21 protein-coding genes are annotated in these 22,557 nt (G+C 39.8%); 10 read left to right on the top strand and 11 right to left on the bottom strand.

All coding sequences use genetic code 11. The features are described 5' to 3' along the window. Window positions 1–143: 143 nt before the first annotated feature. Entirely contained in the window at window positions 144–998 is an 855-nt protein-coding gene (gene dat / locus KFQ09_RS04810; protein WP_255836065.1) for a D-amino-acid transaminase, read from the top strand. Between the two features lie 210 nt (window positions 999–1,208). Here the strand turns inward: dat and KFQ09_RS04805 are convergent, their stop codons facing one another. Further along, a complete protein-coding gene (locus tag KFQ09_RS04805; protein WP_008348950.1) occupies window positions 1,209–1,715 on the bottom strand; it encodes a universal stress protein in 507 nt (168 codons plus the stop codon). 559 nt (window positions 1,716–2,274) lie between these two features. Here KFQ09_RS04805 and KFQ09_RS04800 point away from each other — a divergent pair. The 3 genes from KFQ09_RS04800 to KFQ09_RS04790 all read left to right on the top strand — a co-directional run bounded on the left by KFQ09_RS04800 (window position 2,275) and on the right by KFQ09_RS04790 (window position 6,953). Further along, window positions 2,275–4,032, top strand: a complete 1,758-nt coding sequence (locus tag KFQ09_RS04800) for a multidrug ABC transporter ATP-binding protein BmrC (protein WP_035392543.1) — start codon at window positions 2,275–2,277, stop codon at window positions 4,030–4,032. Then, window positions 4,029–6,044 (top strand): ABC transporter ATP-binding protein, encoded by a 2,016-nt coding sequence (locus tag KFQ09_RS04795; RefSeq protein WP_008348945.1) that lies wholly within the window; start codon window positions 4,029–4,031, stop codon window positions 6,042–6,044. Before KFQ09_RS04800 ends, KFQ09_RS04795 begins: the two co-directional genes overlap by 4 nt. Window positions 6,045–6,299: 255 nt before the next feature. After that, on the top strand, window positions 6,300–6,953 hold the full coding sequence (locus KFQ09_RS04790; RefSeq protein WP_035392539.1) for a hypothetical protein: 654 nt from the start codon (window positions 6,300–6,302) through the stop codon (window positions 6,951–6,953). 111 nt (window positions 6,954–7,064) lie between these two features. Here the strand turns inward: KFQ09_RS04790 and KFQ09_RS04785 are convergent, their stop codons facing one another. The 7 genes from KFQ09_RS04785 to KFQ09_RS04755 form a co-directional block, all read right to left on the bottom strand. Next, window positions 7,065–7,682, bottom strand: a complete 618-nt coding sequence (locus KFQ09_RS04785; RefSeq protein ID WP_017360329.1) for an NAD(P)-dependent oxidoreductase — start codon at window positions 7,680–7,682, stop codon at window positions 7,065–7,067. A gap of 284 nt (window positions 7,683–7,966) precedes the next feature. After that, window positions 7,967–8,170 (bottom strand): alpha/beta-type small acid-soluble spore protein, encoded by a 204-nt coding sequence (locus KFQ09_RS04780; RefSeq protein WP_008348940.1) that lies wholly within the window; start codon window positions 8,168–8,170, stop codon window positions 7,967–7,969. 226 nt (window positions 8,171–8,396) lie between these two features. Beyond that, a complete protein-coding gene (locus KFQ09_RS04775) occupies window positions 8,397–9,503 on the bottom strand; it encodes an ABC transporter ATP-binding protein (protein WP_024719977.1) in 1,107 nt (368 codons plus the stop codon). 137 nt (window positions 9,504–9,640) lie between these two features. Continuing rightward, on the bottom strand, window positions 9,641–10,516 hold the full coding sequence (locus KFQ09_RS04770; RefSeq protein ID WP_017360327.1) for a helix-turn-helix domain-containing protein: 876 nt from the start codon (window positions 10,514–10,516) through the stop codon (window positions 9,641–9,643). 20 nt (window positions 10,517–10,536) lie between these two features. After that, window positions 10,537–10,746, bottom strand: a complete 210-nt coding sequence (locus KFQ09_RS04765; RefSeq protein WP_008348933.1) for a YheE family protein — start codon at window positions 10,744–10,746, stop codon at window positions 10,537–10,539. Window positions 10,747–10,891: 145 nt separating this feature from the next. Further along, window positions 10,892–11,833 carry a YheC/YheD family endospore coat-associated protein gene (locus KFQ09_RS04760; protein ID WP_255836064.1) on the bottom strand — a complete coding sequence of 314 codons (942 nt, stop codon included), beginning with the start codon at window positions 11,831–11,833 and terminating at the stop codon, window positions 10,892–10,894. Between the two features lie 372 nt (window positions 11,834–12,205). After that, window positions 12,206–13,312 (bottom strand): YheC/YheD family protein, encoded by a 1,107-nt coding sequence (locus KFQ09_RS04755; RefSeq protein ID WP_035392532.1) that lies wholly within the window; start codon window positions 13,310–13,312, stop codon window positions 12,206–12,208. A 214-nt stretch (window positions 13,313–13,526) separates the two neighbouring features. Here KFQ09_RS04755 and KFQ09_RS04750 point away from each other — a divergent pair, with 214 nt between their 5' ends. The 5 genes from KFQ09_RS04750 to KFQ09_RS04730 all read left to right on the top strand — a co-directional run bounded on the left by KFQ09_RS04750 (window position 13,527) and on the right by KFQ09_RS04730 (window position 19,415). Further along, the gene (locus KFQ09_RS04750) at window positions 13,527–14,660 is read left to right on the top strand and encodes a DUF445 domain-containing protein (RefSeq protein ID WP_017360325.1); all 1,134 of its coding nucleotides are present in this window, start codon (window positions 13,527–13,529) and stop codon (window positions 14,658–14,660) included. A gap of 122 nt (window positions 14,661–14,782) precedes the next feature. Then, on the top strand, window positions 14,783–15,139 hold the full coding sequence (locus KFQ09_RS04745) for a YlbF/YmcA family competence regulator (protein WP_255836063.1): 357 nt from the start codon (window positions 14,783–14,785) through the stop codon (window positions 15,137–15,139). 446 nt (window positions 15,140–15,585) lie between these two features. Continuing rightward, window positions 15,586–16,452 (top strand): Cof-type HAD-IIB family hydrolase, encoded by an 867-nt coding sequence (locus tag KFQ09_RS04740; protein ID WP_008348923.1) that lies wholly within the window; start codon window positions 15,586–15,588, stop codon window positions 16,450–16,452. A gap of 113 nt (window positions 16,453–16,565) precedes the next feature. Further along, window positions 16,566–18,065, top strand: a complete 1,500-nt coding sequence (locus tag KFQ09_RS04735) for a coproporphyrinogen III oxidase (protein WP_081114748.1) — start codon at window positions 16,566–16,568, stop codon at window positions 18,063–18,065. 75 nt (window positions 18,066–18,140) lie between these two features. After that, window positions 18,141–19,415, top strand: coding sequence for a lysine N(6)-hydroxylase/L-ornithine N(5)-oxygenase family protein (locus tag KFQ09_RS04730; protein WP_098681045.1), 1,275 nt, complete (start codon window positions 18,141–18,143; stop codon window positions 19,413–19,415). 42 nt (window positions 19,416–19,457) lie between these two features. On the opposite strand, the gene KFQ09_RS04725 is transcribed toward KFQ09_RS04730, so the two are convergent. From KFQ09_RS04725 to KFQ09_RS04715, 3 genes are all read right to left on the bottom strand, one after another. After that, window positions 19,458–20,681: a cation:proton antiporter gene (locus KFQ09_RS04725; RefSeq protein WP_007497140.1), complete on the bottom strand. Its 1,224-nt coding sequence runs from the start codon at window positions 20,679–20,681 to the stop codon at window positions 19,458–19,460. A 3-nt stretch (window positions 20,682–20,684) separates the two neighbouring features. Next, window positions 20,685–21,182: a cation:proton antiporter regulatory subunit gene (locus KFQ09_RS04720; RefSeq protein ID WP_008348915.1), complete on the bottom strand. Its 498-nt coding sequence runs from the start codon at window positions 21,180–21,182 to the stop codon at window positions 20,685–20,687. A 64-nt stretch (window positions 21,183–21,246) separates the two neighbouring features. Next, window positions 21,247–21,573: a potassium:proton antiporter gene (locus tag KFQ09_RS04715; RefSeq protein ID WP_242731830.1), complete on the bottom strand. Its 327-nt coding sequence runs from the start codon at window positions 21,571–21,573 to the stop codon at window positions 21,247–21,249. Window positions 21,574–21,708: 135 nt separating this feature from the next. Between KFQ09_RS04715 and KFQ09_RS04710 the strand changes: the two genes are divergently transcribed. Then, the gene (locus tag KFQ09_RS04710; protein WP_080688154.1) at window positions 21,709–22,524 is read left to right on the top strand and encodes an enoyl-CoA hydratase; all 816 of its coding nucleotides are present in this window, start codon (window positions 21,709–21,711) and stop codon (window positions 22,522–22,524) included. The last annotated feature ends 33 nt before the right edge of the window (window positions 22,525–22,557 follow it).

Here is a 22,557-nt window from a genome sequence, read left to right as displayed (position 1 = left end):
TTATGAATCTATATTTGTTACAATAGAAGGTTATCCAGTCAAATGGATATGAAATAATTCTGAATAATCATTGAAACGTTTACATTTATCCGCTAAGATAGCATCAGATTCAACCATTAAGCAAAGCGAAGGGGAGATTCCATATGAAAGTATTGTACAATGGGGATTTTATTGAAAAAAAAGATGCACATGTTGATATTGAAGACAGAGGCTATCAATTTGGCGACGGAGTCTATGAGGTCATCCGCGTATATAATGGGACTTTGTTTACATTAAAAGAGCATACTGAGCGTCTATTCAAGAGTGCAAAGGAAATCGGCATTCATCTGCAAGGTACAGTATCCGATATGGAAGAGAATTTGAAGAAGCTAGTCGCAGATAATCAAGTGATTGATGGCGGCGTGTATATTCAAGTCACGCGAGGCGTCGCACCTCGTAAACATCAATATGGTGTACTTACCCCTCAGATTACGGCATATACATTTCAAGTGAAAAAGCCTATTCAAGAGCAGACAGCTGGTGTGAAAGCTCTATTGTCTGAAGATCTTCGCTGGTTAAGATGTGATATTAAAAGCTTAAACCTTTTATATAACGTCATGGAAAAGCAGAAAGCGTCTGAAGCTGGTGCGTTTGAAGCGATTTTAATAAGAGACGGCTTTGTGACAGAGGGGACGTCCTCGAATGTGTATGCCGTCATTGACGGTGTCATTCGTACGCACCCAGCAAATAACCTGATTTTAAACGGCATTACACGTAGAAAGCTGCTAGAGGTTTGTCAGGAAGAAGGATGTCATGTGGAAGAAACCCGCATGAGTAAAGACGAACTTTTGCATGCGCAGGAAATTTTCATTAGTTCAACGACAGCTGAAGTGATTCCAATTGTAGAGATAGATGGTCAGCCAGTTGGGGAAGGTGTTCCAGGGGAGATCACGAAGCGTGTACAGGAAGGGTTCCAGAAAAAAATTAAGCATGAAAGCGAAGCATCTATTTCTTCGTAAAAGGAAAAAGGCTGTAAACCGATGTTTACAGCCTTTCAGCGTGTAGACAAACCCTCGCATTCGGTGTCAGTCCTGCGTGCTGGTGCTCACGAATGTCAAATTCGCTCCGCGCCAGTACTCGTCCTTCCTAGGGCTGCAAAGGTTTTCTATCACGCTGAAAAGAAGACAAAGGGCTAAAATAAAGTTCATTTTAGCCTTTTGTGATGACATTTATTTCACGATCAGTACAGGTATATCTGATTTGGACGATAACTTTTCACTCACACTGCCAAAGAGCATCTTTTTCAATCTGCTTTGGTCACGTGCTCCCATGACGATGAGGTCTGCTGAAATCTCTTCAGCGTATTCGATAATCGCTTCTGCAGGCTCCCCTTCAACAATTTCAATCGCAGCTTCAAACTGCTCTTCATTTAACAGCATTCTTGCTTCTGCAACGACCTCTTCTGTATGGTCTTCAAAAATCAAGGGACTTTGCTGTTCATCATGAGGTACATACACAGGGGGTGTTTGAAGGTCTGCCATGCCGCCTCCGATATAAGCGCCGCCAGTCATTGGGCGAGGTGCATCAAACACCTGTCTGCTGGATTTCCCATCATGAGCGTAGGCAATGGTCAGCTTGGCATGCAAAGTTTTGGCTAAAGCGATTGCCTTCTTTAATGCTTTCTTACTGTCTTCATGTCCATCAAACGCAACGACCATCCGATCAGCTTGAAACAATGTCCTCATTCCTTTCAAAAGGAGTCTATACGTTCATGGTATACCCGATATCTGAAAAAGATACACATAAAGGGTGTGAACTTTTTGTTAGAAAATTTCATTTATTGAAAAATATTTATTGACAAAATAGTGACAGCCACTATAAGATAAAAAAAGATTCAAGAGCCAAAAGGAGGAAATGTCATGTGCAACATCATTGGAAGAATGAAATCAAACTGCATGAATGGGTTGATTCACGTGACAATTACACCTTCATTGGTCATTGAAAAGGGACTCGTATGTTCCAATTGATCGGATGAATCAAGGCGTATGTTGCGTATTTGTCAACATGCGCCTTTTTATCATGTATAAAAGAGGCGTACCAGTCAGCTGGTTGCCTCTTTTTTTGTTGTATACATTTCGCATCTCGAAATAATGGAATGCATCAACAACTAAATGAAGAGGAGTGAAAGCATGTGAACATGCCAAAGGCAAGACAAATGACAAAAGCTCAAAAAACGAAACAAGGTGACAATCAGGAAAATATAGAAAGCGGCTAGCTTTAAAAGGAGAGACAAACATGTTTTCAGTATTTGTGAAATTAGGCTGGTTCTTTAAACAAGAGTGGAGGCGCTATACAATCGCCATTACGCTGCTGCTCATTGTGAATGTGCTTGAAATGCTGCCACCGAGGTATCTAGGTCAGGCAGTTGATGACATTCGGTCTGGTCAATTTACAACATCCAGTATTCTGTTTTACGTAACCATTTTTTGCTTACTTGGTGTCAGTGTCTATGCGCTCACCTATTTTTGGATGTACCAGTTATTTGGCGGCGCGAATGTCATGGAGCGTGTGATGCGCGGAAAATTAATGCGCCACTTACTTAAGATGACACCCACCTTTTATGAAAAGAAAAAAACCGGAAATTTAATGGCGTTAGGTACAAATGATTTGAATGCTGTGGCTTTAACAACAGGCTTTGGCGTTTTAACATTAGTCGATTCCACTGCTTACATGCTCATGATCTTTTTTACGATGGGGCTGACGATCAGCTGGAAATTAACTTTAATGGCCATTATTCCAATGCCACTGATGGCGATTTTGATAGCGTTTTATGGCAGTAAAATTCATGAACGCTTTACTGTCGCTCAAGATGCATTTGGTGATATGAATGATCGTGTATTAGAATCAGTTGCCGGCGTTCGGGTGATTCGGTCTTTTGTACAGGAAAAACAAGATGTGAATCGCTTTCGAGAAATGACAGACGATGTCTTTCAAAAAAATATGCGTGTGGCGATCATTGATTCATTGTTTGAGCCGACGGTGAAATTGCTTGTGGGGATCAGTTATTTAATCGGTATCGGTTACGGCGCATATCTTGTGTTCCAAAGTGATTTAACCATTGGTGAGCTTGTCGCATTTAACGTCTATCTGGGGATGATGATCTGGCCAATGTTTGCCATTGGTGAATTGATTAATATCATGCAAAGAGGAAATGCTTCATTAGACCGGTTGAATCATACACTCAGTTATCAACCGGATGTAACTGACGCAGCCAAGCCAAAAAGATTACAAGAGCCTGGCGATATTCAATTTGAACATGTGACATTTAGATATCCAACTTCCTCTAAAGATAATCTAACGGATGTCTCCTTTACTGTACGAAAAGGGCAAACGATTGGTATTACAGGAAAAACGGGAAGCGGAAAAACAACGATTGTCAAACAGCTTCTTCGTCAGTATCCGACAGGTGATGGAAAGATCTTGTTTTCAGGTGTTCCAATTGAGGACATTGAATTGGATCAACTGTTCCAATGGATTGGCTATGTTCCGCAAGATCATGTCCTTTTCTCTAAAAGTGTAGAAGAGAATATGCGTTTCGGTCATAGAGACGCGAGAGAAGCTGAATTAGCACAAGCGATTAAAGATGCTTACTTTGAAAAGGATTTACGCCTTTTACCAGAAGGCTTGGAAACCATGGTTGGAGAAAAGGGAGTGGCGCTGTCAGGAGGACAGAAGCAGCGGATTTCCATTGCACGTGCTTTATTAATTGATCCAGACATTTTGATTTTGGATGACTCGTTATCTGCAGTTGATGCAAAAACAGAAACGGCTATTTTAGAGAATTTAAGACAAAATCGTCATGGAAAAACGACATTTATTACAACCCACCGTCTATCAGCTGTAGAGCATGCGGATCTCATTCTTGTCATGGAAGAAGGACGTATTGTTCAAAAGGGAACCCATCAAGCGCTTATTCAGCAAGATGGATGGTATAAAGAGCAATTTCTGCGTCAGCAGCTGACAAATCAGCTGGAAGGAGGGGATGAGGCATGACAACAGGGAGAAGACTTCTTGCCTATGCACTCCTATATAAAAAAGTATTGTCTGTTGCTTTGATCTTTCTGATCATTGCAGTTGGTGCTGAGTTGACAGGACCTTTCATTGGGAAAAAAATGATTGATGATCATATTTTAGGTGTAGAAAAACCGTATGTTGAGGTAAATGAAAAAACAGATAAAACGGTTTATTACCAGGGAAATAACTATATAAGAAGTGACCGGCTACAGAATCAAAATGAAGATGGAAAGCAAATCAATGTCGTGCAAGTCGGATTTGGGTACTATTTTGTGAATGAACCGATTCGCTTTGACGGGAGCCGGACAATAGAAGGGGATCAGCTCACCATTGAAAATGGGAGCGAGCGTGAGACGTATCAGGTACAGCGTTTATCCAAAGAGGAAATCTTCGCTTTTTATCAGCCGGAAATCAGTGGTTTGGTGCAGCTTGTTCTATTTTATTTTGGGATGCTCGTCATTGCGATTTTCTTTCAATATGGGCAGCACTATTTACTCCAGCGTATTGCAAATCGCATTATTCAAAAAATGCGAGTGGACGTATTTGAACATATTCAAACGCTTCCGATTCGGTATTTTGATAATTTACCGGCTGGAAAGGTTGTCGCGCGGATTACCAATGACACAGAAACCATTCGTGATTTATATGTCACAGTACTAGCGAATTTCGTCACAAGTGCCATTTACATGATTGGCATTTATATCGCCATGTTTTTATTAAATGTGAAGTTGGCGCTCATTTGTTTAGTGGCTGTTCCGATTATTTTCCTATGGTCGATGACTTACCGAAAGTTTGCGTCGGTTTACAATCATCGCATTCGATCCATCATCAGTGAAATTAATGCCAAGCTAAATGAAGCCATTCAAGGAATGACGATTATTCAAGCATTTCGACATGAACAAGCAACGAAAGAAGAATTTGATGAGCTGAATAACAATCACTTTCGATATCAGCGAAAGATGCTTCATTTAAATTCACTGCTCTCACATAACTTGGTGAATCTGCTTCGGAACTTAGCATACGTCGCACTCATTTGGTATTTTGGCGGCGCGTCCTTAAGCGCGACGGGCATTGTGTCGATTGGGGTGCTCTATGCATTTGTCGATTATTTAAATCGTTTGTTCCAGCCGATTACAGGCATTGTGAATCAATTTTCTAGATTAGAATTAGCAAGGGTTTCATCTGAACGGGTCTTTCGATTATTAGATGAGCCTGGTACTGAAGTGGAAGAACCGGTTCAGAAGAAAATCGAGGGGCACGTTCAATTTCAGGATGTTACCTTTGCGTATAATGAAGGGAAAAATGTATTAAAGAACATCACCTTTGAGGCCAAAAAAGGTCAGACGGTGGCACTCGTTGGACATACCGGTTCTGGGAAAAGTTCGATCATGAATTTGCTGCTGCGTTTTTATGATATTCAGCATGGGGACATTCTCATTGATGGAGAAAGCATCTATGATCAGTCGCGCCAAACGCTGCGTAAGCAAATGGGCATTGTACTACAAGATCCTTATTTATTTTCTGGAACGATCGCATCCAATGTCAGTTTAGGAAATGAAGACATTAAAAGAGAAACGATTGAAACATCGTTAAAGCAAGTGGGCGCAGCAGAACTATTAAAGCATTTGCCTGAAGGTTTTGATGAACCAGTTGTTGAAAAGGGGAGTACTCTTTCCTCTGGGGAGCGTCAATTGATTTCATTTGCCCGTGCACTGGCATACGATCCAGCGATCTTAATTCTAGATGAAGCGACGGCTAACATTGATACAGAAACAGAAGCCATCATTCAACGGGCACTGGATGTCGTCAAAGAAGGACGAACCACTTTTGTCATTGCACACCGATTATCTACTATTAAGAAAGCTGACATGATTTTGGTGTTAGAAAAGGGTGAAATTGTCGAACGCGGCAGCCACGAAGAGCTCATGGAGCAAAGTGGACTGTATGCGCAAATGTACGAATTACAAAAGGGAGCTGTGACGAGCAGCTAATGAAGTATTTTAATATAGAAAGCCTCTTTCAACTGAAAGAGGCTTTTCTCAGTGGTGAAACTCAAGTAACTTTAATATTAATAGGAAGATATATTTTTGTAATTATGAATCAATATCACATATGTGAAATAAGATATGTAAAATGGTTAATTAATGAATTTTTATACATATTTTTTAGTTTTTTTATCCAAAAATATATGATTTTCTCTTATTTGTGATATTATATTCTTGTATCAAAAAACAGGAGGATTGAATATGAAGAGTAAAAAAAGGTTATTTAAGAACGTCATCTTGATTGCTGCAACAACATTAATTATTTCTGGATTTAGTGAAATTACATCATCTGCATCAGCAGCTGAACAAAAAGTACCAAAGAAACAAGTAGTCGAGACAAAAACTGATTTATCATCACAAATTCAATCATTTAAGACTGCTAATCAGGTTGGACAAGTTCATGCTTTAGGTAATATTGATTCTTCAGAATATGCTGCAAGGGTTACTCTTAATTTAAGCCAAGTTAGAAAAATGACATCTGCTCAGCGTAATATTTTTGATAAAGGATTTAATAAAAAAGATTACAGCAAGCTAAAAGATGCACTAGGCACAAGTGCGACTGTACTTGGATTGGTATTTGTAACTAGTACACCTGCAGGAGTAGTTGCGGGAGTGTCTGGTTTAATAACTACCTTAGCTCCTAGTGCTCGAGGTACTCTTAAGAATATGGTTTATAATGGATATTGGCAAATGGGGTATTTAGAAGACTTTTTAACTAAGAATAAAAAATACGATCTTATAGATGTTCAATTGCCTTTCATTGAGTACAAAGTAAAAGGAAAAAGAATTAGATTTGTTACAGGAAAAGGTGTAGTAAAAAGAGTTCATTCAAAATCAGGCTGGATTACTCTTTAATTGATTTTTTGAAATATTCAATTTAATTTATTTTTATACTCATATTAAAAAGTCGAGGTGATTTTCACCTCGGCTTTTTGAATTTCTCTGGCTACATTGGGTGTGTTTCCATCAATAAGCGATACCGACGCGTTGATGCACAAATTCCTTTGAGTTTAACTGCTGATACAAAAAGTGTGCGGTATCTTCAACTGAAATTTTCTGTCCATCTATAGGGAGAAAATTCTTTTCATAGCGATATGACCGTGTCACTTCTCCATCTGGTAAATAGGTTGGGCAAATGATTGTCCAATCTAGTTCAGTTGATTGAAGAATTTCAAATGCTTTGGCATGTTCTTTAGCAGCTCGGGAAGTGGTTCGCCTTGATTCATTTGTTTCAAAGCGGTAAAGCTCAGGCTGCCGCCTTGCTTTTAAAATCCCCGCAGTGCCAATCGTTATAATTCTTGATGTTCCTGTTTGCTTCATGGCTTGTACGATATGCTCCATTGAAACAGATAAAGTATCATCACCATCTGTTGATAGACAGCTCACGACAATATCTGATCCTTTAATCGTTTCAAGGACATCCTCTTGATTTCTGGAATTGCCGGTGACTTGAAACATACCCGCAAGCATTTCTTCCCGGTTTGTCCGAATTAACGAGCGAACCATGTAACGATCATCTTCTTTTACGAAACGAAGAAATGCTTGTCCTACACGTCCATGAGCACCGAAAAGAGCTATTTTCATCTGATCGATCCCTCCACTACATACTATAAGTGAAAAGAACTTAAAATGGTACAGTTTTATGTCATGCTTTTTTTATAAAGATGAAAGGACCGAATACTATGAGCATATTCACATAATAGAGAGAGACCAACAAATTGTAGAAGTTCAAAATTCACACCTGAAATAATGTCCATGAAGATCCGCTCCTTTCTAATACATCATATGAATTCAAAAGGAATCGGTGAGGGATAAAACCAAAAAAAGAAGACACCATAAGAGGTGCCTTCTATGATCCAGATATGAAATTAAGCTTTTGTTCCGCCAAGGTTTTGCTGAGCGTAAGATACAAGACGTTTCGTGATTTCTCCACCAACTGAACCGTTAGCACGAGCTGTTGTTTCTGCTCCAAGGTTTACACCAAACTCAGAAGCGATTTCGTATTTCATTTGATCGATTGCTTGCGCTGCTCCAGGAACTAGTAATTGATTTGAACTGTTAGAATTTGCCATGATGTGAATCTCCTTTTTATATATGATTTTTTTGGTTGGGTTTGCTGGAGTCGCACCAGCGAAATGACCAAGTCATTTGCCACTTGGCGAAACCCAATGCGGTAACTGCTTTGTACTAAATATTATGGTTCGCATCGAAAAAAACATACGGAAAAAGAACATGGTAAATGTTGTTTTCACATACAAAAAACCACCACCCAATGGTGATGGTTTGTGGAACGTCTTCTTATTCAGCTGAGCGGATGCGGAGCTCAGTCTCTGTATCAAAGAAGTGCGCTTTATTCATATCAATGGCAAGAGGGATCGTCTGACCTGCCTGAATATCTGTGCGAGAATCAACACGTGCAATAAACGTTTGACCAGCGAGAGAAGAATAAAGCATCGTTTCGGCTCCCATTAATTCAGCCACTTCTACGTTTGCTTCAATTTTTGTTCCTTCAGAAGCCTCTATAAACACAGGCTCATCATGGAAATCTTCTGGTCTGATGCCTAGAATCACATCTTTTCCGATATAGCCCTGACTGCGTAATACTTTCATTTTTCCTTCTGGTACACGAATGTGCGTATTCCCAATGGCAATGGCTCCGTCAGACAGTTTTCCTGTAAAAAAGTTCATCGCTGGAGAGCCAATAAATCCTCCTACAAAGACATTCTCTGGGTTTTCATACACATCCTTTGGTGCGCCAACCTGCTGAATAAAGCCATCTTTCATGACAACAAGCCGAGTAGCCATTGTCATAGCTTCTGTTTGATCGTGTGTGACATAGATGAATGTCGTCTGCAGCCGCTGATGAAGTTTAGAAATTTCGGCACGCATCTGAACTCGAAGTTTAGCATCTAAATTAGAGAGAGGTTCATCCAAAAGAAAGACTTTTGCATCTCGCACAATGGCCCTTCCAAGTGCAACACGCTGTCTTTGACCTCCAGACAATGCCTTAGGTTTTCGATCTAAGTATTGTTCAAGTCCTAATATTTTTGCAGCGTTTCGTACCCGCTCATCAATTTCTGCTTTAGGAAATTTTCGAAGCTTTAATCCAAAAGCCATATTATCGTACACATTCATATGAGGGTATAAGGCATAGTTTTGGAAAACCATCGCAATATCCCGATCTTTTGGTGCCACATCATTCATTCGCTTGCCGTCTAATAGAAAATCCCCTTGTGAAATTTCTTCAAGGCCTGCAATCATGCGGAGAGTTGTTGATTTTCCGCACCCAGATGGACCAACAAACACAATAAATTCTTTATCCTCAATATGTAGATTAAAGTTATCTACTGCTGTTACTTTGTTATCGTACACTTTATAAATTTGATTTAGCATCATTTCAGCCATAGGTGGTAGCCTCCCAGTCTTTTTTGAAAGCGCTTTACTTATAAATGAAGTGTATAAAAAGGAAGGGTGTCTGTAAATGGACAACGTGCACAACATCTTATTTTCATTTTTAGGCAAGGTGCTCATGATAGGATCATTTAAGAAAGATCGAGAAGATTCATCATGAAATAAGCAGCTGACGCTTCTTGAAAATGCCGTATATCTAGCCCTGTCCGTTCAATAAATTTATCAATCCGATACTGAAGGCTGTTTCGATGAACATATAACGCTTTTGCTGCCTGCGATGCATTTAAATTACACTGCATATAGGTCGTGAGAGTCCGGTAAACGTCCCGATCAAAGATTGTTTCTATAAATGCATCTGAAATAGCGGCAGAAACCATGTCTGTATCATGGCGAATGAAAGCAGGTAGACATTGATAAAATGTTGCAACCCCTGACCTAAGTTTTCCTTGCTTCAGATGCCATAAAAAGAGCTGATGTTCATTTAATAATCTCATTTTTAAATTTCCATTCGGCAAATGCAGCTGTCCTTGCATGAAGACAACGTCTGTTAAAAAATCACTTGTGATGGCTTGAGACAAATCATGTAGCTGTTCAAGTTGACCATTTTCTGATGTAGCATTTGTTTGAATGAGCATAGCTGTTTCAGTGCCTGTCCATATGAAATGAATATGTTCGAGGCTGCTGTTCACAGCCTCTTTTATTTGCTGCCTTTGTTCTGCTTGGTGCTCCATTTTAAAAAAATGAACACGGACAGATTGATCAATGGTGATTGATTTGTTTTCAAAGAGATAGCTGTACCATTTCTGTTCTTCTTCCGTCTCCTGCGTATGAGGTACATCAATTGGTGTGAGGAATGAATTGAGAAGAAGCGTTTCTCTTTCTGTTAGCTCCGTTTTGTTTACTCCGAAAATTTCGCCTTCGTCTGTTTGATACCAGAGAATTTGTTTATCATTTGTTGGTGAACTGATGATATGGTGTCCGTAAACAAGTTTTAGTTTTTCTAACATGGCGAGGCTCCTTAAACAGTTTAATCATACACATGGAATAGCATTAATTCGTGGATTTCTTCTTTTAAGGTTGGTTCAACTTCATGAGGCGGAAGCTGAGAGCCCCATTCAATATCACCCGTTTTGTGATAAATGCCTTCATAGTGTGAACCATTATGAAAAAAGGATATTTTCCAGCCAGGTAATTGCGCTTTTTTAAAGAGAGGTTTCCATTGAAAATGAGAAATCATATCATCATTGCCTCCTTGCTTTTATTGATGAAACAATAAATACACACGACAATCCGGAAACAACCTTGAACTTGGTTTTATTGTATCTCATCTGATGAAAAGAGCATAGGGAAAGCACAGATTTCAGAGACATGAAAAGAAAACATCAGTAGGCGTTTGCATGGTCTATAGGAGTAAGAGCCATTTGTGTTAGGTAAGATGCGTATTCAACGATTCTTTTCCCAATCAGCCATTCTGAGTTTTTCAATGGTGCATGCAGAAAAATCTCGCGGCCTGGACGAGAATTGGCTTCAAACATCCAGATAGCACCCAAGTGATCAATACCTAAGTCAAAACCAATTTCCCCAATCAGACCAGGCATTTTTTCATCTATCACACGACTAAGAGCGAGGGCAGTATCAGAGAGCTCTTGCAAAATCTTCAAACGTTTCTCTGCATCAGGAAAGATATCATACAGTGTTTTTACTGAACCACCATGCAGTTGATGGGTTGTGACAGTGTGATCTCCTGAAACTTTTCCAGCAACGGCTGTAACAGTCCAATGACCATACTTATTTTTATTCGTATGAATTCTGAAATCCAGTGGTTGATTGTCTATTTGAAGAAGCTCAATGCCTTGTTGTGCAATCAAGTCTTGCATTGCACAATCTTTTCGCAGTTTTTTCACGAAATGGTCTACAGAATGATATGAAGTGGATTTCCCTTTATTTGAGCAGACAGTGATCCCGTTTTCCGTCTTCTTTAACTGATAAATACCGTCTCCGTGACTGCCGTTTGTTGGTTTTAAATAAATGACATGATGCAGATGAAGGAGTGTTTCTATTTTAATTAAAGCATCAAAAGGATCTAATCGTATGGAATGTGGTAAGAAAAAGCTTGTTTTTTCATCTGTTAATAGCTGTTCATGAATGTCCCATTTATTAAAAAAATAAGGGTTGAACCAAGGGATATCGTAGTCTTGAATGAGTTTTCGTTTTGTTTCTTGAATGAATGCCGACTGAGCAGCCTTTCTATTAGGCAGCCGGTCATAAACAACGGATGGGAGGGGCATCTGCTTTTTTACCCAGCGCTCCTCTTGGTAAAGCAAACCGTCTACTATTCCTTTATCCCAATCGATCGAATGAGTACCAAAAAGATATGCAAAACCAGCATGCTGCCTGCAAGATTGCAGCAGTTTTATAAAATAGGAAGATCTTGCGCCTAAAGGTGCTGTATTTTGTTCGAATCCTGCAGTGAAAATGCCGATGAGAGGTCCTATATAGAGTGTATGTTGAACTAATATGACATCAGCTTTCGTTTTGTATGGAATGAGTAAAGCGCGATAAAGGTCTTCTGATAATAAAATCCTTTGTGATTGATGATGATAGGAAATGGTGAAATCATCTACTAAACAAGAACCTAAAGCAATAGATAAAATTGCCCCTGCTCTTTAAACTGAGCAGGGAGATGTACTGTTTTTTCACTTGCTGAATGAGGAGCGATGATGTAGCGTTTTCTCTTCATAAGGAACCTCCTTTTCTTCAGCCATCATCGATTTGGCATGTTCAAGTATGGTCTGAATCAATTGATTCTCCCTCTCAGGGTAAGCTTTTAAAAAAGAGGATCGTCCTGGCTTTGATCTTACATTTGAGATGAAAAGTCTGCCTTCATTTGTATGAAGCAAGTCTATAGCGAATTCAATACACGGTGAGAAAGTTTTGTCTATAAACGCTGGAAGAGATGACTGAATGGAGGCAATATCATCTAACAGCAGCTCCTTGATGTGTGGCTTTAATGAGTTTAAATAGTGATCAAAGGCTACCACATGAATGGAATTTTGTGTATTGCTTAAAAGGCTGTTTTCTACTGATGGTTTTGTATGAATCCCCATGCTATTCCATTGATTTTGTGAATTTTTTATAAGAAAAATCCTAATTTCATTGAAAATAACGTCTTTTTGATCATTCGTGTTAAAAAATTGAAGGAAAGATCGGCCGATATACTTTTTGCACCAACGCTCAACCTCTTCTGAATGTGAAAAGGTGATGATTTGCTTAGCGTTTAGCTGCACAGTAATGAGTGATTTGTCTCTTAAAGAAATGAAGCAAGAGGGTGCTGCGTGCTGTTGAGAAAGCGGCTGTATTTTACAATATCCGCCCTTTCTGACCAAGTTGAGAAGGTCTGAAGGCTCTGTCAATAGAGAGCAGACAGGTAAGTATGGTTGTAAAGAAGGGAGGAGACGGAGCTGCTCGAATAGCCGCATTTTATTTGAAATTCCAGTATTCAAAAAAACGGTTTTTGGATACTTTTTTAACCAATTCATGATAGGTTTTGCTTTTTTTGATTGTGCGTCATGCTGATAAAGACAACGATCATAAATCAAGTCAGGAATCTGAAATTCTGACGCTTCAAATCCTTTGCCAGTCTTAAATTTTTGACCGTGAATGATATTTGAAGCAGGCTTTAAATCTAGAGGTGAAAAACGAACAACTTCTAAATCAAAAGAAGAGGCTGCTTTGGCAAGCTGAAGTGTGAATGCCTCTTCATGCTTCGGAGAAAGAGTGACAATGCCGAGCGTTGACGTCATGAAACAACACCTACTTTTCAAATTCTTTTTTTAACATCTGAAAAACACTTTTTGTTGATTTTACATAAACTTGGCGTTCCTATATCATTACGACAGATCGTTGTCTCATATGTCACATTGAATGCTTCATTTGCTTGGGCTCTTGACAACAACTATAATACGTATAGATAAAAACAATAAACTTCAGGTGTTGTTTGAAAGGTAGATGACGACTTTGGATATATTCACAACGTTTATCTTTATGATTGTGATAGGTGCAGTTATAGGGGCAGCAACAAACCATCTCGCAATTAAAATGCTCTTTCGTCCGTATAAGCCATATTATTTATTTGGGAAGCAGCTCCCATTTACACCAGGTCTTATTCCTAAAAGGAGAGATGAAGTAGCCAAGCAGGTTGGCGTCATGGTGATGGAGCATTTACTAACGCCAGAGGGTATTCAAAAACGATTTGAATCATCGGAGGCAAGGCAAGAGATATTGCAGACAGTGCACCGATATATTGATAAAGGTGCTGATATGGAAATGACGGTTTTCTCCATGTTAGAAAGATACGGTTTTTCACAGGCTGACGTTAAAGCTGACGCATGGCTTCATCAGTGGACTGATCATAAGCTCCACTCACTGCTTGAAAAGTATGATCAGCAAACGTTGTCTGAGCTGCTGCCACAGGATGTAGAAAATAAGCTTGCATCCAAAATTCCAGATGCCGCAGATTATATTTTAAAGAGAGGCATTCATTATTTTGAAAGTGATGAGGGAAAAGCAAGACTCGGTCATATGATAGATGATTTCTTAAAAGAACGAGGAATGCTTGGCAGTATGGTCCAAATGTTTTTAGGGAATTCAAGCTTAATTGATCGCGTACATCCTGAAATGATGAAGTTCTTAAAGAATGCAGAGACAAAAAGGTTTTTATCAGATTTACTTGTTCAAGAATGGGACAAGGTAAAGCAATTTTCTTTACATGAGCTTGATAAAAAATGGAATGTGAAAGAGCTTCTATTTAGTGTGAAAAAGCAATTGCTTTCACATTTTTCTACAAAGGTGCTGTTAGATAGACCAGTAGGAGTTTACATCAGTGCAGTAGCGGATGATCTTAAGACCAAATTTGCTCCGTCTCTCATTGATAAAGGGATTGAAGCCGCATCTAATGCGCTTGAGGGACTGCTCGCAAAGCTCCAATTTGAAGAAATTATTCGTGAACAAATTGAACTTTTCCCGCTTGAAAAAATGGAAGAGCTTGTGATCAGCATATCTAATAAGGAGCTGAAGATGATCACATTTTTAGGCGGTCTTTTAGGTGGATTGATCGGTGCTGTCCAAGCGATTTTTGTCACCTTATTCTAAGGCAAGATCGAGAAATTTCGATGAATTTATTGTATATATGTGAAACGAAAGCCATAGTTTGTTATAGTGGAGTGGTGTCCGCCGATCCATATCGGTGATAACGGATAGAAAGGAGACATAACATGTCTGTAAATCTTTATGATGTTGCATATGACCTTGAAAAAGCACTGCGTCATAGCGAAGAATATTCAGCGTTAAGAAATCTTTATGATGAGGTAAATGGGGATGAGTCCTCTAAAAGAATGTTTGAGAACTTCCGTGACATTCAAGTAAACCTTCAGCAAAAACAAATGACTGGGCAAGAGATTACACAAGAAGAAGTAGAGCAAGCGCAAAAAACGGTTGCACTTGTGCAGCAGCACGATAAAATCTCTCAGTTGATGGAAGCAGAACAACGCATAAGTGTTCTCATCGGTGAATTAAATAAAATTATCATGAAGCCTCTTGAAGAGCTTTATGGAAATGCAGAAGAAAATTAATTGAAAGGGCGATCATATTCGCCCTTTTTTTCATTCATATCGCCACTTGTATATCTTTAAAAAAAGGGTTGTCGAAGCTCGTAAATTCTGCGATAATACTTATTGAAAGTGCTTTCAAAAAGCGCTATCGTGATGAATTGGGTGCGTTCCACTTTGGATTTACGGCGATGAGCCAAATGAGAGAGAAGCGCTTCTGGGAGAAAAGCAAAGCATAAGGGGATATGATATAAGCAATGCTTTGGTGTGTGAAAGATGAGGGGATCATGGGGAGCTTCATCACGCCATTGTTACGCATCCAAACCATACATAAAAAAAAAGCCTAGGGGTAGGCTTTTTTTATTTGCGATTAGACATAAAACAAGGGCTGCTTCAACTGCATGTTCTAAAGCGATAAGCTAGGGCATATCCTCATCGTAAGTACAGTCATCAAGAAGGGGGATGCCTCAGTGTCAAAAAAGCTACTTGCACTCAATATAGATGGAACGTTACTTCGTTCCAATGGGAAAATCCATTCCGCTACAAAAGAAGCTGTGGAATATGTTAAGAAAAAAGGGGTTTACGTGACGATTGTCACCAACCGTCATTTTCGATCCGCGCAAAAAATTGCCAAGGCGTTGAAAATACCGACTTCAACTCTTGTGACGCATAGTGGTGCATTTATCGCTGATAAGCTTGATGAGCCGCTCCATGTGAAGAAATTAACGGAAGAGAAAACATTTAATCTTGTGCAGATCCTTGAAAGCTTTGATTGTAATGTTCGCTTGTTACATGAAAAATTCTCAATCGGCAATCGGAAAAAAACACAGTCTCAATTGATGGGAAAAACGTTGATTCATCCGTCTGATCCCATTTTCTATCCCGTTCAATTTGTTGAATCATTAAGTGATATGCTCATGGATGAACCGGTTAGCACACCTGTCATTGAAGTGTATTCGACGGCAGCACTTCAGCCTGAAATCCACACAACCATTCAACAAGCATTCCCATCTGTTGATCTGATTAAGATCAGTGATGAGAAAATGAACATTGTATGCAAAGGGGTATCGAAAGAGGCAGGACTTTCTCTTTTAACCTCAGCATTAGGTTTTACATTAGAAGATACGGTCGTGATCGGTCACGGGACAGACGACATCCCGATGCTTGAGTTAGCTGGCTTAGGCGTTGCGATGGGGAATGCACCTCATTCGGTCAAACGTAAAGCCGATTGGGTGACACGTTCTCATGATGAACAGGGTGTTGCTTATATGATCAAAGAATACTTTAGAATGCAGCAAAGGGAAGGTTTTTTACATCAATTTGATATTAAACGATAATATAATGAAGGCCCTGTCTATTAAGAAATGGCAGGGCCTTCGTCTGTTCTCTTCATTGCTTTTCCTAGATGAATTTTGTAAAATGAAACAAGTTTGAAGATAAAGGTGATACGATGCGAATTTTAGTTAAAGGGCTGTCTGATGAACGATTTCATCGACCGCTTGTCAATATAGCCAATTTATTTGAAGAAGATAGTGAAGTGCTGTTTGATTCCGGTGAAGCAAACGATGGCCTAGTGATGGTGTTTGATTGGAAAGAAAATGGCGGTATGGTGGAGGCTTCTGGCCATATTGCTGGATCAGATATGACGAGTCGTTTTACAAGAGAGATGCCAGAGAGCTTGAATGAAAAAGAGCGCTGGAAGCAAATCAAAAACACTGTGTTGTCTGTTTATTTACATCTGCTTCAGGAATATACAGGAATGACGCAAAAATGGGGGATTCTTACGGGGATACGCCCTACGAAATTACTTCATAAGATGCTAAGAGAAGGCATGACAAAGGAAGAAGCACATGCAGCGTTAAAGCGCGATTACTTGATTCATGATGAAAAGATCCATTTGATGCAGGAGATTGTTGATCGTCAAATCAAAGCTATTCCAGATCTGTACGATCTACAGGAGGAAGTGAGTATTTATATCGGTATTCCTTTCTGTCCAACAAAATGTGCTTATTGCACGTTCCCTGCTTATGCCATTCAAGGACAAGCTGGAAGAGTGGGAACGTTTCTTTTTGGGCTGCATTATGAGATGCAAAAAATGGGCGAATGGTTAAAGGAACATGGGATTAAAGTGACGACTGTTTATTTTGGCGGAGGTACTCCAACGAGTATTACAGCAGAAGAAATGGATTTGCTGTATGAGGAGATGTATCGCTCTTTTCCAGATGTGAAACATATTCGGGAAGTCACTGTAGAAGCGGGACGACCTGATACGATTTCACCTGATAAGCTGGAAGTGCTCAACCGTTATCATATTGACCGGATTAGTATCAATCCGCAATCATATGAGAATGAAACATTGAAAGCGATTGGCCGGCACCATAGTGTGGAAGAAACGATTGAAAAGTATCATTTATCAAGGCAGTATGGCATGAATAATATTAACATGGACTTAATCATCGGGCTGCCAGGAGAAGGGCTAAAGGAATTCCAACATTCCTTGTACAAGACAGAAGAACTGAAGCCCGAATCTTTAACGGTGCATACACTTTCCTTTAAGAGAGCGTCTGAAATGACCCGCAATAAGGAAAAGTATCAAGTGGCAGACCGAGAAGAGATCACACGTATGATGGATGAAGCGGTTGCTTGGACAAAGGAACATGACTATCATCCGTACTATTTATACAGACAAAAAAACATTTTAGGGAATCTCGAAAATGTCGGGTATTCGTTAGATGGACAGGAAAGTTTGTATAATATTATCATCATGGAAGAGGTGCAGACGATCATTGGCATCGGATGCGGTGCTGCGAGTAAATTCATTGATCCGCGAACTGGAAAAATTACGCAATATGCCAATCCAAAAGATCCAAAGTCTTATAATGATCGTTATGAGCACTATACGGAAGAGAAGATTCAATTCCTTGAGTCATTATTTGTTTCTCACATGTAAACACTGCGGTGACGCAGTGTTTTTTTCATTTGTAAAAGGGTATATAGGGGGTAAAAAGATAAAGCAGGTGTACATATGATGGATGTGATCGGAATTGGGATTGGGCCAGCAAATTTAGGATTGGCCGCTTTATTAGAGGAGTATGAAGATGTGACATGCTGTTTTTTTGAACAGGAAACCGAATTTGCTTGGCATCCTGGTATGCTCATCAAAGGAACAGACTTACAAGTTTCCTTTCTAGCGGACCTTGTGACAATGGCTAATCCAAGGAGCAAGTATACATTTTTAAATTATTTACATGAATCAAACAGGCTTCACCGCTTTTATACATTTGAACAATTTGATATCCCCCGGAGAGAATTCAATGAGTATTTATCATGGGTTGCAGGTGAATTAGATAGCTGTCAGTTCGGGATGAAGGTGGAAGAAGTGACCGACTGTGAAGACGGGTATCTTGTAAAAGTTCGGCGGTTGAAAGATGGGGCGCTTTCTGAATATCGTGCAAAACATGTCGTTCTTGGAACGGGAAGCAAGCCGATGATTCCTGTCGATGTGCCAGAAGCTGCGTTGCCGCATGTGACCCATAGCAGCCGTTATGTGGATCAACAAAAAGAACTTCATGAAGCTGAAACGGTGGCGGTGATTGGTTCAGGTCAGAGTGCAGCTGAAATTTTCTTAGACCTGCTTCAGCATCAGAAGAAAGGACAGCAGCTTTCATGGTTTACACGTTCAAGTGAATTTAGAGAACTAGAGACAGCGGAGCTTGGTCAGGAGCTATTTACACCTAAGTATGTTGAATATTTTCATTCCCTTCCTTATGAAGAACGGATGAACACATTGCCTAGACTGGCAGGATTAAGGAATGGCATAGATGCATCGACGCTTTCTCACATTTATCAGGAATTGTACCATCGCTCCGTTTCAGGAGAAGAGCCATCTGTACTCATTCAGCCAATGACGGAGCTTGAAGCGATACATATGGAGGATGAGCAGCAGGTAGAGCTGCATTTGAAACAATGGCAGCTCAAGAAAGAAAAGAAAATCACAGCCGATCATGTGGTATTGGCTACAGGATATACGCCTAATATTCCGGAATGGTTTAGCGCATATGAACCATTGATTGAATGGGAGAGCGATAAGCATTTTAAAGTGACAGACGACTTCAGGCTTGTGTTTAAAGACAAACGGTCTCATCATTTCTTTACATTCACGAACCTCGATCACTCTCATGGAACAGCGGCGACCAATTTAAAACTATCGATCTACCGCAATCAGAAAGTCATCCGAACCATTCGCGGGGATACGAAAGAACAAGTGAAGCAAGAAACAGCATTTCAGCAATTTGAATAGATATAAAATAAAAAAAGGGCCCCAGCACTGGGCCCTTTTCAATTAAATGGTTGTTTCTCTTTTTACTTTTGGTTTTTCAGTTTTCCATTTGAAGATTTTGTTTAGGATTTGATAGATACGCTTTGATTCTTTCGTCACTAGCGGTCCTAAAATCGCAAGGATTAATACATATAATGCAGCAAATGGCTTCAATGTAGCGGCAAGCCCGCCTGCAATCCCAAGTTCGGCTACAATGATGGAAAACTCTCCTCTTGATACGATGGTTAATCCAATATTAGAAGAAGCTTTATGAGAGAAACCGGCTCTTCTTCCAGCAAACATCCCGGCGGTGAAGTTCCCAATTAAGGTGAGAATGACAGCGCCGATCGCAAGCCAGAAGGCATCTCCTAATGTAAATGGATCAATACTCAATCCGAAGCTGAAGAAGAACATGGCGCCAAAGAAATCTCTAAAAGGAACAACGAGATGTTCAATGCGGTCTGAGTGCTCTGTTTCTGAAAACACTAGACCGAGTAAGAGAGCGCCAATGGCCTCTGCGACATGAATCGTTTCTGAAAAACCAGCCACGAAGAACAAAGCGGCAAAAATGACAATGATAAATACTTCATTTGAACGGATATCGAATAGTTTGTTTAATAGTTTTGGCAGCTTACGTGCGATGATAAAGAAAATCATCATGTAACCAAAAGCGATTAAAATAGATAATAAGGCACCGCCAACAGACGTGGCATCTCCAAGGACAAGACCGGATACGACAGATAAATAGACGGCGAGAAAAATATCCTCAAACATAATAATCCCAAGAATTAACTCTGTTTCAGGGTTCGCTGTCCGTTTTAAATCGACAAGGACTTTGGCGACAATGGCGCTGGATGAAATGGTGATAACGCCTGCCATAATGAGAACTTCAAGGAATCCAAAGCCTGTGATAAACCCATAAAGCAATCCTAAGCTAAAGTTGATCAAAATATAAATAGATCCGCCGACTGCAATGGATTTACCCGATTTTATGAGTTTGCCGACAGAGAACTCAAGCCCAAGGTAGAATAGAAGGAACAGGACACCCATTCTACCAAAAAATGAAATAATCTCGGTGCTCTCGATAAACTTCAAATCAATGATCCCGATGGTTGGTGCATGCGGACCAACAATCATCCCGAGGACAATGAGAAAAGGAATGATAGAAAATTTAATTTTATTGGCGATTAAGCTGGCAATGGCGATGAGAATAAGCGCCGTTCCAACTTCAAAGACTAAATGATCCATTCATCACTCTCCCCCTCTAGAAAGAAAATCACGTATCAATCGCTTCAAGTGTTTTCTTTCGCCTGAAATGACCATCGTATCATTTGCTTGAATAATCGAATCGGCACCGGGGTTGAGTAATTTTTCATTTGTATGTTTAATGATCGCAATGACGGTGACTTCATAATTTTGTCTCACATCTAAATCGCCGAGTGTATGTCCAACCGCTTTTGCGTCTTTTTCTACCTTAAACCATTCAATGATCAAATCATTGAATGCCATTTCAATCGTTTCAAGTGCTTGCGGCTTATACACCATACCGCCAATAATGGCCGCAATTTGCCGGGCTTCAGCATCATCGAGAGAAATGGTGGACAGTATTTCATCTGGATCTTCATCGTCGAAACGATAAATCTCCCGTCTGCCATCATCATGAATCACAATCGTCATCTTTTCTCTATTTCTCGTTTCAATTTCAAATTTCTTTCCAATCCCAGGAAGATCATTTTCTTTAATGTTCATTTTATCCCTCCGAATATGATAGGTTTTGTTTTTCATATAGTGAGTACGGATGAAATAAAATGAATCAGTCGAGGTAATTTGATTGGTACATAATGGGGATTGCACACTTCATTTCTAAAAAACATAAATCAATAGATAACGCTGTGGCTAGTGCAAGCTTTACAAGAAAAGCTTTTGAAGCGCCCATTGATAACCTCTGTTTTAACAGAAGAGATGCGGCATGTTTTTTTGAAAACGGAGGTGTCTTCACAGCATTGATTTCTTCATCATAAATCGATGGAGAAATCAGGCTCGGTGTGCTCGCTTCTGCTTGTGAAGCAAAAACGACATTTGAAAAGGGAGAAAACATGACGATGCAGCTAATCAATATACATATGGAACTTCTTATCAATCATTCTCCCCCTTTCATATGATGTTTTATTTCTTATTTTACTATATAAAAATATATTTCTCGTTTCAACAATTATGCTTATTTTAGTATCAGTTGATCTTGAAATTTTTTGTGTAGAGGAAAAGGAATTGCTTGATGGAAATTGAAGTAAGTGATGAGCTTGAAAAGAAAGAGGGGGAATGGATGATGACATATATCAATTGTCAGGTAGATGGGGATATTTTTGAAATCGTTTTCAATAGGCCTGAAGCGTATAATTCGTTTCATGTTGACATGTTTGCTGAATTGAAGGAAGCGTGTGATACAGCGAGTGAGAGCAGTGCGAAAATTGTTGTACTCAAGGGGATGGGCAAAGGGTTTTCAGCAGGCGGAGATATTGGCATGATGCTAAAGCAAGATCGTGAAGAAGATTTTCATCGCGTGATGGATCTGATCGAGGGAATTACACTTTCTTTAGCCAGTATGAAAAAAGTGACGATTGCACTTGTCCACGGGGCAGCGGCTGGTCTTGCTTTTAGCTTTGCCCTTAGCTGTGACTATTTGTTTATGCATCAAGATGCTAAACTTGCCATGAACTTTAATGGAATCGGGTTAATCCCAGATGGCGGAGGGCATTTTTTCCTCACCAAAAGAGTTAGTGAACAAACCGCTAAACAATTGATTTGGAGCGGGCAAAAGCTGCCGGCTGAAGAAGCGCTCAAGCTTCGCCTTGCAGACGGCGTGTTTCAAGATGAGGTGGATACGTATCAGAAAGCGTGCGTCAAGCCGTTTTTAAATATGCCGCTTCAAGCCTTTGTTGAAACAAAGATGATTTATTTTCAGCAGTCAGAATCACAGCTGTTAGCCGTTCTTCAAAAAGAGCGTGCTGCACAAGCTAGACTGAGACAAAGCCGTGATCATCAGGAGGGTGTTCAAGCGTTTTTGGAAAAAAGACGTCCTGTGTTTCATTAAATAGAAGAATGAATGGCCGGCGGATGCCGGCTT

Source organism: Bacillus sp. FS02 (assembly GCF_024398395.1).
Lineage (GTDB): Bacteria > Bacillota > Bacilli > Bacillales > Bacillaceae > Bacillus > Bacillus altitudinis.
The sequence above is the reverse complement of the archived record's forward strand: the minus strand, read 5'-3'. Positions and strand labels throughout refer to the sequence as shown.

What these genes read in the sequence shown, in the direction of transcription:
- dat (WP_255836065.1), top strand. Translation starts at nt 144, where the DNA reads ATGAAAGTATTGTACAATGGGGATTTTATTGAAAAAAAAGATGCACAT.
- KFQ09_RS04800 (WP_035392543.1), top strand. Translation starts at nt 2,275, where the DNA reads ATGTTTTCAGTATTTGTGAAATTAGGCTGGTTCTTTAAACAAGAGTGG.
- KFQ09_RS04795 (WP_008348945.1), top strand. Translation starts at nt 4,029, where the DNA reads ATGACAACAGGGAGAAGACTTCTTGCCTATGCACTCCTATATAAAAAA.
- KFQ09_RS04790 (WP_035392539.1), top strand. Translation starts at nt 6,300, where the DNA reads ATGAAGAGTAAAAAAAGGTTATTTAAGAACGTCATCTTGATTGCTGCA.
- KFQ09_RS04785 (WP_017360329.1), bottom strand. Translation starts at nt 7,682, where the DNA reads ATGAAAATAGCTCTTTTCGGTGCTCATGGACGTGTAGGACAAGCATTT.
- KFQ09_RS04780 (WP_008348940.1), bottom strand. Translation starts at nt 8,170, where the DNA reads ATGGCAAATTCTAACAGTTCAAATCAATTACTAGTTCCTGGAGCAGCG.
- KFQ09_RS04775 (WP_024719977.1), bottom strand. Translation starts at nt 9,503, where the DNA reads ATGGCTGAAATGATGCTAAATCAAATTTATAAAGTGTACGATAACAAA.
- KFQ09_RS04770 (WP_017360327.1), bottom strand. Translation starts at nt 10,516, where the DNA reads ATGTTAGAAAAACTAAAACTTGTTTACGGACACCATATCATCAGTTCA.
- KFQ09_RS04765 (WP_008348933.1), bottom strand. Translation starts at nt 10,746, where the DNA reads ATGATTTCTCATTTTCAATGGAAACCTCTCTTTAAAAAAGCGCAATTA.
- KFQ09_RS04755 (WP_035392532.1), bottom strand. Translation starts at nt 13,312, where the DNA reads ATGACGTCAACGCTCGGCATTGTCACTCTTTCTCCGAAGCATGAAGAG.
- KFQ09_RS04745 (WP_255836063.1), top strand. Translation starts at nt 14,783, where the DNA reads ATGTCTGTAAATCTTTATGATGTTGCATATGACCTTGAAAAAGCACTG.
- KFQ09_RS04735 (WP_081114748.1), top strand. Translation starts at nt 16,566, where the DNA reads ATGCGAATTTTAGTTAAAGGGCTGTCTGATGAACGATTTCATCGACCG.
- KFQ09_RS04730 (WP_098681045.1), top strand. Translation starts at nt 18,141, where the DNA reads ATGATGGATGTGATCGGAATTGGGATTGGGCCAGCAAATTTAGGATTG.
- KFQ09_RS04725 (WP_007497140.1), bottom strand. Translation starts at nt 20,681, where the DNA reads ATGGATCATTTAGTCTTTGAAGTTGGAACGGCGCTTATTCTCATCGCC.
- KFQ09_RS04720 (WP_008348915.1), bottom strand. Translation starts at nt 21,182, where the DNA reads ATGAACATTAAAGAAAATGATCTTCCTGGGATTGGAAAGAAATTTGAA.
- KFQ09_RS04710 (WP_080688154.1), top strand. Translation starts at nt 21,709, where the DNA reads ATGGAAATTGAAGTAAGTGATGAGCTTGAAAAGAAAGAGGGGGAATGG.